Source organism: Proteus sp. fly-1067 (genome assembly GCF_040139345.1).
GTDB lineage: Bacteria > Pseudomonadota > Gammaproteobacteria > Enterobacterales > Enterobacteriaceae > Proteus > Proteus vulgaris_B.
The window spans coordinates 14,322-29,732 of record NZ_JBEEUL010000018.1 but is presented as its reverse complement, the minus strand read 5'-3'; the positions used below and the strand labels follow the sequence as shown (position 1 = coordinate 29,732).

The following is a 15,411-nucleotide window of genomic DNA, read 5'->3' as shown; positions in this document are numbered from 1 at the left end:
CGACGGTTTACGTTTCGCTATCCGCGAAGGTGGCCGTACAGTAGGTGCGGGCGTTGTTGCTAAAGTATTAGGTTAATTACTCGCGTAATTCTCCTAGAGAAGGGCATCAATTGATGCCCTTTTTATGCGTTGTTTGAAAAAGAACCTATCTCATCACTAGTTTGATGTAAATTATTGGTGAGATAGGCTCTGATACAACGAATCGAGTCCAGTATCTTGCAGATACGAATGTCATAGAGATATGACACTGTGTCAGATGCAATCATAGTTGATTTTATGGTTAGTCTGATTTGTTTTGCTCTTGCGAGGCAAGCTGGCTATTTATTTACATCATATGACAGGTTAATTTATGAGTGCGAATAGCGGAGCTCAAGATAGCAAACGCGGTGGTGATATCGCTAAATGGATCATTACCGTTTTATTGCTGGCAGTAGCAGTGGGTGGCAACTATCTTTACCGTGAATTTAACCTAGCGTTACGAGCTTTAGCTGTTGTTGCTTTGTTCGTAGCAGCGGGTGGGATCGCGTTGTGGACAACACAAGGTAAAGCAACATTAGTATTTGCTCGCGAAGCGCGCATTGAAATGCGTAAAGTAGTATGGCCAACACGTCAAGAAACATTGCAAACGACCCTGATTGTTGCTGCAGTGACGGCTATTGTGTCATTAGTTCTTTGGGGACTGGATGGCATTCTGGTTCGTTTTGTTTCATTTATTACTGGCCTGTGAGGTGTTCATGACTGATTCTCCAAAAAAACGCTGGTATGTCATTCAGGCATTTTCGGGCTTTGAAGGCCGTGTTGCACAGTCGCTGCGTGAACATATCAAATTAAACGAAATGGAAGACTCATTCGGCGAAGTTATGGTTCCAACCGAAGAAGTGGTTGAGATCCGTAGCGGTCAACGTCGCAAAAGTGAGCGTAAATTTTTCCCAGGTTATGTTCTTGTCCAAATGGTCATGAACGATGCAACTTGGCACTTAGTACGTAATGTACCTCGTGTTATGGGATTTATTGGTGGAACCTCAGACAGACCTGCACCAATTAGTGATAAAGAAGTTGATGCGATTATGAATCGCTTACAACAAGTTGGTGATAAGCCACGTCCTAAAACACTGTTTGAACCAGGTGAAATGGTTCGTGTTAGCGATGGTCCATTCGCTGACTTTAATGGTGTGGTTGAAGAAGTTGATTATGAAAAAAGCCGCTTAAAAGTTTCTGTTTCAATCTTTGGTCGTGCGACACCAGTTGAATTAGACTTTAGTCAGGTTGAAAAAGGTTAAACCTTTTTACGTTGCTTTCTTGCAAAAGGTGGAAAAGTTATCTACAATTTTCCACCTTTCGTTTTGAGTTGTTTTGTCATAAGACAGAACAAAGTAAAATCGGGGAGCCCTAGCCGGGCGATATACCCAAATTGAGGAATTAATTAATGGCTAAGAAAGTCCAAGCCTATATCAAACTGCAAGTTTCTGCAGGTATGGCTAATCCAAGTCCACCAGTTGGTCCAGCTCTGGGTCAACAAGGTGTTAACATCATGGAATTCTGTAAAGCATTCAACGCTAAAACTGAAAGCGTAGAAAAAGGCTTACCAATTCCTGTTGTTATTACAGTTTACGCTGACCGTTCTTTCACTTTCGTTACCAAAACTCCTCCAGCAGCAGTTCTGCTGAAGAAAGCTGCGGGCGTGAAATCAGGTTCTGGTAAACCGAACAAAGAGAAAGTAGGTAAAATTACTTCTGCTCAAGTTCGTGAAATCGCAGAAACTAAAGCTGCGGACCTGACTGGTGCTGACGTTGAAGCTATGATGCGTTCAATTGCTGGTACTGCTCGTTCCATGGGCCTGGTAGTGGAGGATTAATCTGATGGCTAAACTAACCAAGCGCATGCGCAATATCCGTGAAAAAGTTGAAGTAACTAAACAGTACGAAATCGCTGAAGCTGTTGCTTTACTGAAAGAACTGGCTACTGCTAAATTCGTTGAAAGCGTTGACGTTGCTGTTAACCTTGGCATCGATGCACGTAAATCAGATCAAAACGTTCGTGGTGCAACTGTACTTCCACACGGTACTGGCCGTTCAGTTCGCGTTGCTGTATTCGCACAAGGTGCAAATGCAGAAGCTGCTAAAGAAGCAGGCGCTGAATTAGTCGGTATGGACGACTTAGCTGCTAAAGTTAAAGCTGGCGAAATGGACTTTGACGTTGTTATCGCATCTCCAGATGCAATGCGCGTTGTAGGTCAATTAGGTCAAATCCTTGGCCCACGTGGCTTAATGCCAAACCCGAAAGTGGGTACTGTAACTCCTAACGTTGCTGAAGCAGTTAAAAATGCTAAAGCTGGTCAGGTTCGTTACCGTAACGACAAAAATGGTATTATCCATACCACTATCGGTAAAGTTGATTTCAACGAAGAACAGTTGAAAGAAAACTTAGAAGCTCTGCTGGTTGCGCTGAAAAAAGCAAAACCATCTGCAGCGAAAGGCGTTTATATCAAGAAAGTAAGCCTGTCTACCACTATGGGTGCAGGTGTTGCTATTGATCAAGCTAGCTTGAGCGCGACAGTTTAATCTTAGATTAGACTAAAGTCATAAAAGACTTTACCTTGGCGTCAAATTTGTATAGAATTTGACGCCTTGAGTTTAGCTATGTGGTATTTTATTTAAGTCTACATAACTAAATTCTCTGAATTTCGGTTGGAGTCTGGCCTATCCAGACCCCGTCCAAGACCGCAGGTGTAAGTAATTACTTAATTTTCCTGCGTAGACGGTGAGAGAGCCAATAAAGAATTATATATTCTGGATTCTACTCACCGTGTTTTAGCGCTTATACCATTGTGGTAATAAGTGATGTGAGTCCCGAGTTTTTACTCGGTTAATCCAGGAGCAAGAAGCTAATGGCACTAAATCTTCAAGACAAACAAGCGATTGTTGCTGAAGTCAGCGAAGTTGCCAAAGGTGCGCTTTCTGCAGTTGTTGCGGATTCCCGTGGCGTTACTGTAGCTAAAATGACCGAACTGCGTAAAGCATGTCGTGAAGCTGGCGTTACTGTACGTGTAGTACGTAACACACTTCTGCGTCGTGCTGTTGAAGGTACTTCTTATGAAGTACTGAAAGATGCATTTGTTGGTCCAACCTTGATTGCATTTTCTGCTGAACATCCGGGCGCTGCAGCTCGTCTGTTCAAAGATTTCGCGAAAGCGAACCCAGCATTCGAGATTAAAGCGGCTGCCTTTGAAGGTGAGTTTATCCCAGGTTCGAACATCGATCGTCTGGCTACACTCCCAACTTACGATGAAGCAATCGCACGCCTGATGGCAACCATGAAAGAAGCCTCTGCAGGCAAATTGGTTCGCACTCTGGCTGCTCTGCGCGATCAGAAAGAAGCTGCTTAATAGCCAATTTCTTCGTTGCTTTATTTACGTATAAACTTTTTCTGAATTTTAGGAACACTTGTTATGTCTATTTCTAAAGACGATATCTTAAACGCAGTTGCTGAAATGTCTGTAATGGACGTTGTTGAACTGATCTCTATGATGGAAGAAAAATTCGGTGTATCTGCTGCTGCAGCTGTTGCTGTTGCTGCGGGTCCAGCAGAAGCTGCTGAAGAGAAAACTGAATTTGACGTTATCCTGAAAGCTATCGGCGGTAACAAAGTAGCAGTAATCAAAGCAGTACGTGGCGCTACCGGTCTTGGCCTGAAAGAAGCTAAAGACTTAGTAGAATCTGCACCAGCAGCTCTGAAAGAAGGCGTAAGCAAAGATGATGCTGAAGCTCTGAAGAAAGCTCTGGAAGAAGCAGGCGCTGAGGTTGAAGTTAAATAATTTAACTTCCCAGAGTGCAGCCTAACGGCTGATGGCTGGTGATTTTTTGGTCACCAGCCTTTTTGCGCTGTAAGGTAAGAGTAGCTTTTTCACACTTTTTGGCTTTCTCTCTACCTCAATATTTTTTGCTATTGACGACTTAATATACTGTATTACTCACTACGATCCACGTTGTCCAAAAGCTCGGTAGTGAACTCAATGCAATGAAATGATTTAAGAGTAATAGCAATAAGTATTATGGAAAATTACATTTTCCTACCTACAAAAAATAGTGTTAGCAGAATGTCGTGTCGCCCTTAATAACTAAGGGTAGGCAGAGTGGGTCACTTTTCAGCGAGCTGAGGAACCCTATGGTTTACTCCTATACCGAGAAAAAACGTATTCGTAAGGATTTTGGTAAACGTCCACAAGTTCTGGATGTTCCCTATCTCCTTTCTATCCAACTTGACTCGTTCCAGAAGTTTATCGAGCAAGATCCTGATGGTCAAAACGGTCTGGAAGCAGCTTTCCGTTCCGTATTCCCTATCCAAAGCTATAGTGGCAATGCTGAATTACAGTATGTCAGCTACCGCTTAGGCGAGCCTGTTTTTGATGTTAAAGAATGTCAGATCCGCGGTGTAACTTATTCTGCACCTCTGCGTGTAAAACTGCGTCTGGTCATTTATGAACGTGAAGCCCCAGAAGGCACCGTTAAAGACATTAAAGAACAAGAAGTCTATATGGGTGAAATCCCATTAATGACCGATAATGGTACCTTTGTAATCAATGGTACTGAGCGTGTTATCGTTTCCCAGTTACACCGTAGCCCTGGTGTGTTCTTTGATAGTGACAAAGGTAAAACACACTCATCTGGTAAGGTACTGTATAACGCACGTATTATCCCTTATCGTGGCTCATGGTTAGACTTCGAATTCGACCCTAAAGATAACCTTTTTGTCCGTATTGACCGTCGCCGTAAATTACCTGCGACTATCATTTTACGCGCAATGAACTACAGCACTGAAGAAATCTTAGGTTTATTCTTCGAAAAAACATTGTTTGAAATCAGCAACAACAAGCTGATGATGACATTAGTGCCTGAACGTCTGCGTGGTGAAACTGCTTCATTTGATATTGAAGCAAACGGCAAAGTATATGTTGAAAAAGGCCGTCGTATTACTGCTCGCCATATTCGTCAATTAGAAAAAGAACAAGTTGACCGCATTGAAGTACCTGTTGAATATATTGCAGGTAAAGTGGTTGCTCGTGATTATATTGATGAAGCAACAGGTGAACTGATTTGTGCTGCTAACATGGAAATCTCTTTAGATGTGTTAGCTCGCTTAAGTCAAGCTGGTCATAAAACGATTGAAACTCTGTTTACCAATGACTTAGATCATGGTGCTTATATTTCAGAAACTGTTCGCGTCGATCCTACAAACGATCGCTTAAGCGCGTTAGTTGAAATCTATCGCATGATGCGTCCTGGTGAGCCACCTACACGCGAAGCTGCAGAAAACTTATTTGAGAACTTATTCTTCTCTGAAGATCGTTATGATCTTTCTGCTGTGGGTCGTATGAAGTTCAACCGTTCGTTAAGCCGTGACGAAGTTGAAGGTTCTGGCATCCTGAGCCAAGAAGATATCATCGAAGTAATGAAAAAACTGATTGATATCCGTAATGGTAAAGGTGAAGTGGATGATATCGACCACTTGGGTAACCGTCGTATTCGTTCTGTTGGCGAAATGGCTGAAAACCAATTCCGTGTTGGTCTGGTGCGTGTTGAGCGTGCAGTTAAAGAACGTCTGTCTTTAGGCGATCTTGATGCATTAATGCCACAAGATATGATCAATGCAAAACCGATTTCTGCTGCTGTCAAAGAGTTCTTTGGCTCTAGCCAGTTATCACAGTTTATGGATCAGAATAACCCGCTATCAGAAATTACGCATAAACGTCGTATTTCTGCATTAGGCCCAGGTGGTTTGACCCGTGAACGTGCAGGCTTCGAAGTTCGAGACGTACACCCAACTCACTACGGTCGTGTGTGCCCAATCGAAACGCCTGAAGGTCCAAACATCGGTCTTATCAACTCATTATCTGTTTATGCACAGACTAACGAGTACGGTTTCCTTGAAACGCCTTACCGTGTTGTTGAAAACAACGCTGTAACAGATGAAATTCATTATCTGTCTGCAATTGAAGAAGGTAACTTCATCATTGCTCAGGCTAACTCCGTATTAGACGATGACAATCACTTCGTTGAAGAATTAGTTACTTGCCGTCATAAAGGTGAGTCAAGCTTATTTAGTCGTGACCAAGTTCAGTACATGGACGTTTCAACCCAACAGGTTGTTTCTGTCGGTGCTTCACTGATCCCATTCCTTGAACACGATGACGCCAACCGTGCATTGATGGGTGCGAACATGCAACGTCAGGCTGTTCCTACACTTCGTGGTGATAAACCACTAGTAGGTACAGGTATGGAACGTGCTGTAGCGGTTGACTCCGGTGTTACTGCAGTTGCTAAACGTGGTGGTGTTGTTCAGTATGTTGATGCTTCTCGTATCGTTATCAAAGTTAACGAAGAAGAGACTTACGCTGGTGAAGCGGGCATTGATATCTATAGCTTGACTAAATACACCCGTTCTAACCAGAACACATGTATTAACCAAACACCTTGCGTATCTTTAGGTGAACCTGTTGATCGCGGTGATGTGTTAGCTGATGGTCCTTCAACAGACCTTGGTGAGTTAGCATTAGGCCAAAACATGCGCGTGGCATTTATGCCATGGAATGGTTATAACTACGAGGACTCCATCCTTGTATCTGAGCGTGTTGTTCAAGAAGATCGTTTCACAACTATCCATATTCAAGAACTGGCTTGTGTCTCTCGTGATACTAAGTTAGGGCCTGAAGAGATCACAGCTGATATCCCGAACGTTGGTGAAGCTGCGTTATCTAAACTGGATGAATCAGGTATCGTTTATATCGGTGCTGAAGTGAAAGGCGGTGACATTCTGGTTGGTAAAGTAACACCTAAAGGTGAAACTCAACTGACTCCAGAAGAGAAACTGCTGCGTGCTATCTTCGGTGAAAAAGCATCTGATGTTAAAGATTCTTCTCTACGTGTTCCTAATGGTGTGTCTGGTACAGTTATCGATGTACAAGTGTTCACCCGTGATGGCGTAGAAAAAGATAAACGTGCATTAGAAATTGAAGAATCACAGTTACGTGAAGTTAAGAAAGACTTAACTGAAGAACTGCGTATCTTTGAAGCTGGTCTATTCGCTCGTATCCGTGGTGTTCTGATTGCTGGCGGTATTGAAGCTGAGAAATTAGATAAATTACCTCGTGAACGTTGGTTAGAACTGGGTATTGCGGATGAAGAGAAGCAAAACCAGTTAGAACAATTAGCAGAACAGTATGATGAACTGAAAGCTGAGTTCGCGAAGAAACTGGAAGCTAAACGTCGTAAAATCACTCAAGGTGATGATTTAGCACCAGGTGTGCTGAAAATCGTTAAGGTTTATCTGGCTGTTAAACGTCAGATCCAACCTGGTGATAAGATGGCGGGTCGTCATGGTAACAAGGGTGTTATCTCTAAGATTAACCCTATTGAAGACATGCCATACGATGAAAACGGCAACCCAGTTGACCTCGTACTGAACCCACTGGGTGTACCATCACGTATGAACATCGGTCAGATCCTTGAAACTCACTTGGGTATGGCTGCTAAAGGTATCGGTGATAAGATCAACGCGATGCTGAAACAGCAACAAGAAGTTGCTAAATTACGTGAATTTATCCAGAAAGCTTACGATCTGGGTATGGCACCTCGTCAGAAAGTTGATCTGGACACCTTCAGCGATGAAGAAGTGTTACGTCTGGCTGAAAACCTGAAAAAAGGTATGCCAACCGCAACACCAGTGTTCGATGGTGCAGAAGAAATGGAAATTAAAGAGATGCTTAAATTAGCTGATCTTCCAACTTCTGGTCAGATTACACTTTTCGATGGTCGTACAGGTGAGCAATTTGAGCGTCCAGTAACTGTTGGTTACATGTACATGCTGAAACTGAACCACTTAGTTGATGATAAGATGCACGCCCGTTCTACCGGTTCGTACAGCTTAGTTACTCAGCAACCTCTTGGTGGTAAAGCTCAGTTTGGTGGACAGCGTTTCGGGGAGATGGAAGTGTGGGCACTGGAAGCATACGGTGCAGCTTATACTCTTCAAGAAATGCTTACTGTTAAGTCGGATGACGTTAACGGTCGTACCAAAATGTACAAAAACATCGTTGATGGTAATCATCAGATGGAACCAGGTATGCCAGAGTCGTTCAACGTATTGTTGAAAGAGATCCGTTCACTGGGTATCAACATCGAATTGGAAGACGAATAACGGATTCCATAGAGACAGACTGCTAGAGATGGCAGTCTGTCAAACAGTGACTACACTGGTTTAAAGGGGTGAATGACAGGGGTCATTTGCCTGGCAGGTCTAACTCCGACAGGAGCCATTTCGTGAAAGACTTATTAAAGTTTCTGAAAGCGCAAACCAAGACCGAAGAGTTTGATGCGATCAAAATTGCTCTGGCATCACCTGATATGATCCGTTCATGGTCATTTGGTGAAGTTAAAAAGCCAGAAACAATTAACTACCGTACGTTCAAACCAGAACGTGACGGTCTTTTCTGTGCCCGTATTTTCGGACCAGTAAAAGATTACGAATGTTTGTGTGGTAAATACAAACGTTTAAAACACCGTGGTGTTATCTGTGAGAAGTGTGGCGTTGAAGTTACACAAACTAAAGTTCGTCGTGAACGCATGGGTCACATCGAATTAGCTTCTCCAGTTGCTCACATTTGGTTCTTGAAATCATTACCGTCCCGTATCGGTTTGCTGCTGGATATGCCACTGCGCGATATTGAACGTGTATTGTATTTTGAATCTTACGTTGTTGTTGAAGGCGGGATGACTAGCCTTGAACGTGGTCAAATCTTAACAGAAGAGCAATACCTCGATGCATTAGAAGAATTCGGTGACGAATTTGATGCGAAGATGGGTGCAGAAGCTGTTCAGAACCTCTTACAGAGCATGGATCTGGAACAAGAGTGTGAAACGTTACGTGAAGAGTTAAACGAAACTAACTCTGAAACTAAACGTAAGAAACTGACTAAACGTATCAAGTTACTTGAAGCGTTCATGCAATCAGGCAATAAACCTGAGTGGATGATCTTAACTGTACTGCCTGTGTTACCACCAGACTTACGTCCACTGGTTCCACTTGATGGCGGTCGTTTTGCGACATCTGACCTGAACGATTTATATCGTCGTGTGATCAACCGTAACAACCGTTTAAAACGCCTGCTTGATTTAGCAGCTCCAGACATCATCGTACGTAATGAAAAACGTATGTTGCAAGAGTCTGTGGATGCGTTATTAGATAACGGTCGTCGTGGTCGTGCGATCACAGGTTCGAACAAACGTCCTCTGAAATCTTTGGCTGATATGATCAAAGGTAAACAAGGTCGTTTCCGTCAAAACCTGTTAGGTAAACGTGTTGACTATTCTGGTCGTTCTGTAATCACCGTTGGTCCATACCTGCGTCTGCATCAGTGTGGTCTACCGAAAAAAATGGCTCTTGAGTTATTCAAACCATTTATTTACGGAAAACTGGAAACCCGTGGTTTAGCGACAACAATTAAAGCCGCTAAAAAAATGGTTGAGCGCGAAGAAGCGGTTGTTTGGGATATCTTAGATGAAGTTATCCGCGAACACCCAGTGATGCTAAACCGTGCACCAACACTTCACCGTTTAGGTATTCAGGCATTTGAACCAATCCTTATCGAAGGTAAAGCTATTCAGTTACACCCACTCGTTTGTGCGGCATACAACGCCGACTTCGATGGTGACCAAATGGCGGTTCACGTACCATTGACATTGGAAGCGCAACTAGAAGCTCGTGCGCTGATGATGTCAACAAATAACATCCTGTCTCCAGCAAGTGGTGACCCAATCATCGTTCCTTCACAGGACGTTGTATTAGGTCTTTACTACATGACTCGTGACTGCATCAATGCCAAAGGTGAAGGCATGGTGCTAAGTGGTCCTAAAGAAGCTGAACGCGTTTATCGCGCTGGTTTAGCCTCTTTACACGCACGTGTTAAAGTACGTATCACTGAAGAGATCAAAGATGGCGAAGGTAACATCACTACTGAAACTAGCTTAAAAGACACTACTGTCGGCCGAGCTATTTTATGGATGATCGTACCAAAAGGCCTACCTTACGCGCTGGTTAACCAACCATTAGGTAAGAAAGCAATCTCTAAAATGCTTAATACCTGTTATCGCGTAATGGGCTTGAAGCCAACAGTTATTTTTGCTGACCAAATCATGTATACCGGTTTTGCTTACGCAGCACGTTCAGGTGCTTCAGTAGGTATCGATGACATGGTTATCCCTGCGAAAAAAGCAGAGATCATTGCAGAAGCAGAAGCTGAAGTTGCAGAAATTCAGGAACAGTTCCAATCCGGTCTGGTAACAGCGGGCGAACGTTACAACAAAGTCATCGATATTTGGGCTGCGGCGAATGAGCGCGTAGCGAAAGCGATGATGGAAAACCTGTCTACTGAAACCGTTATTAACCGTAATGGTGAAGAAGAACAACAAGTATCTTTCAACAGCATCTTTATGATGGCTGACTCCGGTGCTCGTGGTTCTGCAGCTCAGATCCGTCAGTTAGCAGGTATGCGTGGTCTGATGGCTAAGCCAGATGGCTCAATCATCGAGACACCAATCACAGCGAACTTCCGTGAAGGTCTGAACGTACTCCAGTACTTCATCTCAACCCACGGTGCTCGTAAAGGTCTTGCGGATACCGCACTGAAAACAGCAAACTCCGGTTACTTGACTCGTCGTTTAGTTGACGTTGCACAAGATTTAGTTGTCACAGAAGACGACTGTGGCACAACCGAAGGTGTTATGATGACTCCGGTTATCGAAGGTGGAGATGTTAAAGAGCCACTGCGTGAACGTGTATTAGGTCGTGTAGCTGCAGAAGATATTCTGAAACCAGGTACTGCTGATATTCTTGTTCCACGTAACACCCTGTTAAACGAAAAACTGTGTGACTTGTTAGAAGAAAACTCAGTTGACAGCGTGAAAGTACGTTCAGTTGTAACCTGTAACACAGACTTCGGTGTATGTGCTAAATGTTATGGTCGTGACCTTGCTCGTGGTCATATCATCAACAAAGGTGAAGCTATCGGTGTTATCGCGGCACAGTCAATCGGTGAACCAGGTACACAGTTAACGATGCGTACGTTCCACATCGGTGGTGCGGCATCTCGTGCGGCAGCAGAATCTAGCATTCAAGTACGTAATAAAGGTACTCTGAAGCTGTTCAATGCGAAGTTCATTACCAATACTGCGGGTAAATTAGTTATCACTTCTCGTAACACAGAATTACGTTTAATTGACGAATTCGGTCGTACGAAAGAAAGCTACAAAGTGCCTTACGGTGCTCAATTAGCGAAAGGTGATGGCGAAGCGGTTAATGGTGGCGAAACTGTTGCTAACTGGGATCCACATACAATGCCAGTTGTGAGTGAAGTATCTGGTATCATTCGTTTTGCTGACATGGTTGATGGTCAAACCATCACACGTCAAACAGATGAATTAACAGGTCTTTCTTCACTGGTTGTTCTGGATTCAGCAGAGCGTACAGGTAGCGGTAAAGATTTACGTCCAGCACTGCGCATCACTGATGCACAAGGCAAAGATGTATTGATCCCGAATACTGATATGCCAGCACAGTACTTCCTGCCAGGTAAAGCAATTGTTCAGTTAGACGATGGCATTACAATTAATGCAGGTGACACTTTAGCGCGTATTCCACAAGAATCTGGCGGTACTAAAGATATCACCGGTGGTCTGCCACGCGTTGCTGACCTGTTTGAAGCACGTCGTCCGAAAGAGCCTGCAATCCTTGCTGAAATCAGCGGTATTGTATCGTTCGGTAAAGAGACTAAAGGTAAACGTCGTCTAGTTATTTCTCCATTAGACGGTAGCGATGCATACGAAGAGATGATCCCTAAATGGCGTCAGCTTAACGTATTCGAGGGTGAGGTTGTGGAACGCGGTGATGTTATTTCCGATGGTCCAGAGTCACCACACGACATTCTGCGCTTACGTGGTGTTCATGCGGTTACTCGCTATATCACTAACGAAGTACAGGAAGTTTACCGTTTACAAGGCGTTAAGATTAACGATAAACACATCGAAGTTATCGTTCGTCAGATGCTACGTAAAGTTACCATTGAGAACGCAGGAAGCTCTGAGTTCCTCGAAGGTGAACAGGTTGAATACGCTCGCGTTAAAGTATCAAACCGTGTTCTGGAAGATGATGGTAAAGTACCAGCAACGTATGCTCGTGACCTGTTAGGTATCACGAAAGCATCTCTGGCAACTGAATCCTTCATCTCAGCTGCATCATTCCAAGAAACAACGCGTGTTCTGACTGAAGCAGCGGTAGCAGGTAAACGTGACGAATTACGTGGCTTGAAAGAGAACGTTATTGTTGGTCGCTTGATCCCAGCAGGTACAGGGTATGCGTATCACCAAGATCGTATGAAGCGTCGTCAATCACAATTGCCAGCAGATGAAACTGAAACAACAATCAGTGCCGATGAAGCATCTGCTAACTTAGCAGAATTACTGAATGCTGGTTTTGGTGGATTAAAAGACTAAAATCTAATTTAGATTAGATTGAAATGCCCTCCATTGTGAGGGCATTTTTTGTTTCTGTTCTACAATAAGTAGGCGAAATGATGAGAATAATAACTAACGGATTGATTATCCTATTTTTTATTTTTACTGGTCTTGCTTTTGCAACCCCTTTAGAAAAGGAAATACCAACAGAAACACAATGGAATTTAGAAACTTCGATCACAACATTGATGCAGCTTCGGCAACAAAAAACTTTATATGCTTTTATTGGTAATAAACTAAGACCTGTTGCTGAGCTATATCCTAATCGGGGATTTTATGTTTCAGATGCGATAAATAATTACCATAAAATACAATTTGGAAATGCCCAAGGTTATTTGGAAGCTGGTTATTTAGAAGATGGTTACATTGAAGATATTGCTTCTATTTCGGTCGATAGGAAAATACGTTTCTTATCAGATAGTACGAAGAAAACCGATTATCCTATCTATGAGTATCTGATCACAACAAAAAATACCCCCATCTATAGTGATAAAGATATTGCGAGCCCACAAATAGCGATACTCTTATCCAATTTACGCTATCCTGTGCTATCACGCACAATAAAAGAAGATGCTAATGGAAGTAAAATCAATTGGTTTGAGATCTCTTTAGGTGACCGCTTAGGTTATATTTCATCAAGGGATGTAAAACCTGATTTAGGGATACCGGTGCTTACTTATCACCATATTCTCAAAGCAACGGAAAATCATAATTTTCGTCATACATCAACAACAACATCATTAACCGCCTTTACAGAGCAGATGAATTATTTAAAAGAAGCCGGGTATGAAACGCTTTCACTAAACCAAGTTGCAGGCTATTTAAATAAAAATATTAATTTGCCGGGACGAGCCGTCGCATTAACATTTGATGATGGTTTACAATCTGTTTATCGCTATGCCTATCCACTTTTAAAAGAAAATGGCCAAAGAGCAACATTATTTGTTATTTCATCACGTATAAAATCTAAAATACCTAAATGGGCACCTAATTCATTACAATTTATGAGTTGGCAGGCACTGAAATCAAGCCGAGATGTTTTTGATATTCAGTCATATTCTCATTTTTTACATCGTTTAGATAATAATAAAAAACCCATTATATTTAGTCGCCAATCTCATACTATCGTATTAGATTTACAGTACTCACAGCGTGTTTTGCGATTATTAAACCCACATCAATATGCTTTTGCATACCCTTTTGGTGGATATAATCAAAGAGCAATCAATGCAGTCAAAGCGTCGGGTATGACATTGGCGGTGACGACTCAGCAAGGAAAAGTTCGTTTAGGTGATCCACCTTTCGCTCTAAAACGGCTATATGCGTTAAGTACAGATCCCATTGAGAAATTTGCGAGGATGGTGGGTAATGATGAATATGAAGTGGTGAATAAAAATATCGTTGTTGATAAATAAAAATTATAATATTAGAAAAATACCTTTGATATTTATTGAAGGTATTTTTTTATTTCTCCCCATTACTCACTCAGTTAAGATCAACAAATAACTTATATTTTTCAGATAATTATGATGATTTTTTAGTGATAAAAATTCATTTTTTTCTGTAAGCTGGCAATCCAAGTTCAGCATGGAGCTAGTTATGAAAAAATCTATATCCATATCTTCTTATGATTCTGCATTTAAACGTTTTATGATGAATGTCAGTAATGCGAAAGACTTTTTCTTTGTCCATTTACCAGAGGACTTAAAAAGTCATTGTGATTTTTCAACGTTGCAATTACAAAATTCTTCTTTCATCGATATTAACTTACGTTCTCGTATGTCTGATATTTTGTATTTAGTGAAAACCAAAGAGGGTGATATTTCTATTTATTTATTAGTAGAACATCAATCTAGGCCAGATAAAATGATAGGTTGGCGTATGATGAATTATGCATTTTACACTATGAATCAACATTTACAGCAAGGTTATAAATTTTTACCCCTCGTTGTTCCTATTCTGTTTTATCATGGCAAGAAAAAACCTTATCCTTTTCCTGTTAATTGGATGTCATGTTTTCCACTTACTTCACTTGCTAATCAACTTTATTCTAATAGCTTTTCTTTAATTGATTTGACTTCAATTGATGATGATATTTTGCTGACTCATAAAAAAGCAGCAGTAATGGAAATTGCAATGAAGCACGTTAATAGTTGTCATGATATTAATGAGATTGCAATACTTCTATCAAAAGCAATAAATCAGAAAAACTGCAGAGATGAAGACACGGTTGCTGTTGTAGAATATTTATTCTCAATTATGGACGCATCAGACTTTGAGTTCATTTTAAATAAAATAGTTGAACAAGTAGATAACCACAAAGAGGTGATTATGAATATAGCGTGGAGATTAGAAAATAAGGGATTTAATTTAGGTGTAAGTGAAGGGTTTGAAATAGGCAAAAATGAGGGGATCGAACTGGGCAAAAATGTAGGTATTGAAATAGGTAAGAATGTAGGTATTGAAATAGGTAAGAATGTAGGTATTGAAATAGGTTGGGCTAAAGGCATTGAGTTAGGTAAAACGGAAGGCATTGAGTTAGGTAAAACGGAAGGTATTGAGTTAGGTAAAACAGAGGGTATTGAAATTGGTAAAAAAATAGTACAAATAGAATTAGCTCAAAACTTATTAAAAGAAAATTTTGATCTTTTATTTATTGAGAAAATATCAGGCTTAACTATTCAAGAACTTGAAGAATTAGCAGCGTAAGAATTAAGTTTTTTATAAATATTAAATTAAAAGAATTATAATATATTAATTTTAATGTTTTATTTTTGTTGGGTTATTTTGAATTTATTAAAAATCACTTCTATTGAATTATGTAATAAAAACCGCCTTTATTATTTTT

11 protein-coding genes are annotated in these 15,411 nt (G+C 41.4%); all 11 read left to right on the top strand.

The window, feature by feature from the left end:
- Nucleotides 1–76, top strand: a 76-nt coding sequence (locus tag ABN217_RS17725) for an EF-Tu C-terminal domain-related protein (RefSeq protein WP_072077167.1), incomplete at its 5' end; no start/stop codon positions are given.
- A 273-nt stretch (nt 77–349) separates the two neighbouring features.
- Entirely contained in the window at nt 350–727 is a 378-nt protein-coding gene (gene secE, locus ABN217_RS17720; RefSeq protein WP_072071069.1) for a preprotein translocase subunit SecE, read from the top strand.
- 7 nt (nt 728–734) lie between these two features.
- Nucleotides 735–1,280 carry a transcription termination/antitermination protein NusG gene (gene nusG / locus ABN217_RS17715; RefSeq protein ID WP_004246900.1) on the top strand — a complete coding sequence of 182 codons (546 nt, stop codon included), beginning with the start codon at nt 735–737 and terminating at the stop codon, nt 1,278–1,280.
- 146 nt (nt 1,281–1,426) lie between these two features.
- Nucleotides 1,427–1,855 carry a 50S ribosomal protein L11 gene (gene rplK / locus ABN217_RS17710; RefSeq protein WP_006534703.1) on the top strand — a complete coding sequence of 143 codons (429 nt, stop codon included), beginning with the start codon at nt 1,427–1,429 and terminating at the stop codon, nt 1,853–1,855.
- A gap of 4 nt (nt 1,856–1,859) precedes the next feature.
- Nucleotides 1,860–2,561: a 50S ribosomal protein L1 gene (rplA, locus tag ABN217_RS17705; protein ID WP_196554947.1), complete on the top strand. Its 702-nt coding sequence runs from the start codon at nt 1,860–1,862 to the stop codon at nt 2,559–2,561.
- 326 nt (nt 2,562–2,887) lie between these two features.
- Nucleotides 2,888–3,385 (top strand): 50S ribosomal protein L10, encoded by a 498-nt coding sequence (gene rplJ, locus ABN217_RS17700; RefSeq protein WP_006534706.1) that lies wholly within the window; start codon nt 2,888–2,890, stop codon nt 3,383–3,385.
- Nucleotides 3,386–3,448: 63 nt separating this feature from the next.
- Nucleotides 3,449–3,814, top strand: coding sequence for a 50S ribosomal protein L7/L12 (gene rplL / locus ABN217_RS17695; RefSeq protein ID WP_023583093.1), 366 nt, complete (start codon nt 3,449–3,451; stop codon nt 3,812–3,814).
- Between the two features lie 350 nt (nt 3,815–4,164).
- Complete coding sequence (gene rpoB / locus ABN217_RS17690; protein ID WP_072071066.1) at nt 4,165–8,193, top strand: DNA-directed RNA polymerase subunit beta; 4,029 nt, start codon at nt 4,165–4,167, stop codon at nt 8,191–8,193.
- A 122-nt stretch (nt 8,194–8,315) separates the two neighbouring features.
- On the top strand, nt 8,316–12,542 hold the full coding sequence (gene rpoC, locus ABN217_RS17685) for a DNA-directed RNA polymerase subunit beta' (RefSeq protein ID WP_072071065.1): 4,227 nt from the start codon (nt 8,316–8,318) through the stop codon (nt 12,540–12,542).
- Nucleotides 12,543–12,622: 80 nt separating this feature from the next.
- A complete protein-coding gene (locus ABN217_RS17680; protein WP_349459705.1) occupies nt 12,623–13,978 on the top strand; it encodes a polysaccharide deacetylase family protein in 1,356 nt (451 codons plus the stop codon).
- 184 nt (nt 13,979–14,162) lie between these two features.
- Nucleotides 14,163–15,272 carry an Rpn family recombination-promoting nuclease/putative transposase gene (locus ABN217_RS17675; protein ID WP_231619349.1) on the top strand — a complete coding sequence of 370 codons (1,110 nt, stop codon included), beginning with the start codon at nt 14,163–14,165 and terminating at the stop codon, nt 15,270–15,272.
- Nucleotides 15,273–15,411 lie beyond the last annotated feature (139 nt).

Coding starts and splice junctions, on each gene's coding strand:
- secE (WP_072071069.1), top strand. CDS start 350: ATGAGTGCGAATAGCGGAGCTCAAGATAGCAAACGCGGTGGTGATATC.
- nusG (WP_004246900.1), top strand. CDS start 735: ATGACTGATTCTCCAAAAAAACGCTGGTATGTCATTCAGGCATTTTCG.
- rplK (WP_006534703.1), top strand. CDS start 1,427: ATGGCTAAGAAAGTCCAAGCCTATATCAAACTGCAAGTTTCTGCAGGT.
- rplA (WP_196554947.1), top strand. CDS start 1,860: ATGGCTAAACTAACCAAGCGCATGCGCAATATCCGTGAAAAAGTTGAA.
- rplJ (WP_006534706.1), top strand. CDS start 2,888: ATGGCACTAAATCTTCAAGACAAACAAGCGATTGTTGCTGAAGTCAGC.
- rplL (WP_023583093.1), top strand. CDS start 3,449: ATGTCTATTTCTAAAGACGATATCTTAAACGCAGTTGCTGAAATGTCT.
- rpoB (WP_072071066.1), top strand. CDS start 4,165: ATGGTTTACTCCTATACCGAGAAAAAACGTATTCGTAAGGATTTTGGT.
- ABN217_RS17680 (WP_349459705.1), top strand. CDS start 12,623: ATGAGAATAATAACTAACGGATTGATTATCCTATTTTTTATTTTTACT.
- ABN217_RS17675 (WP_231619349.1), top strand. CDS start 14,163: ATGAAAAAATCTATATCCATATCTTCTTATGATTCTGCATTTAAACGT.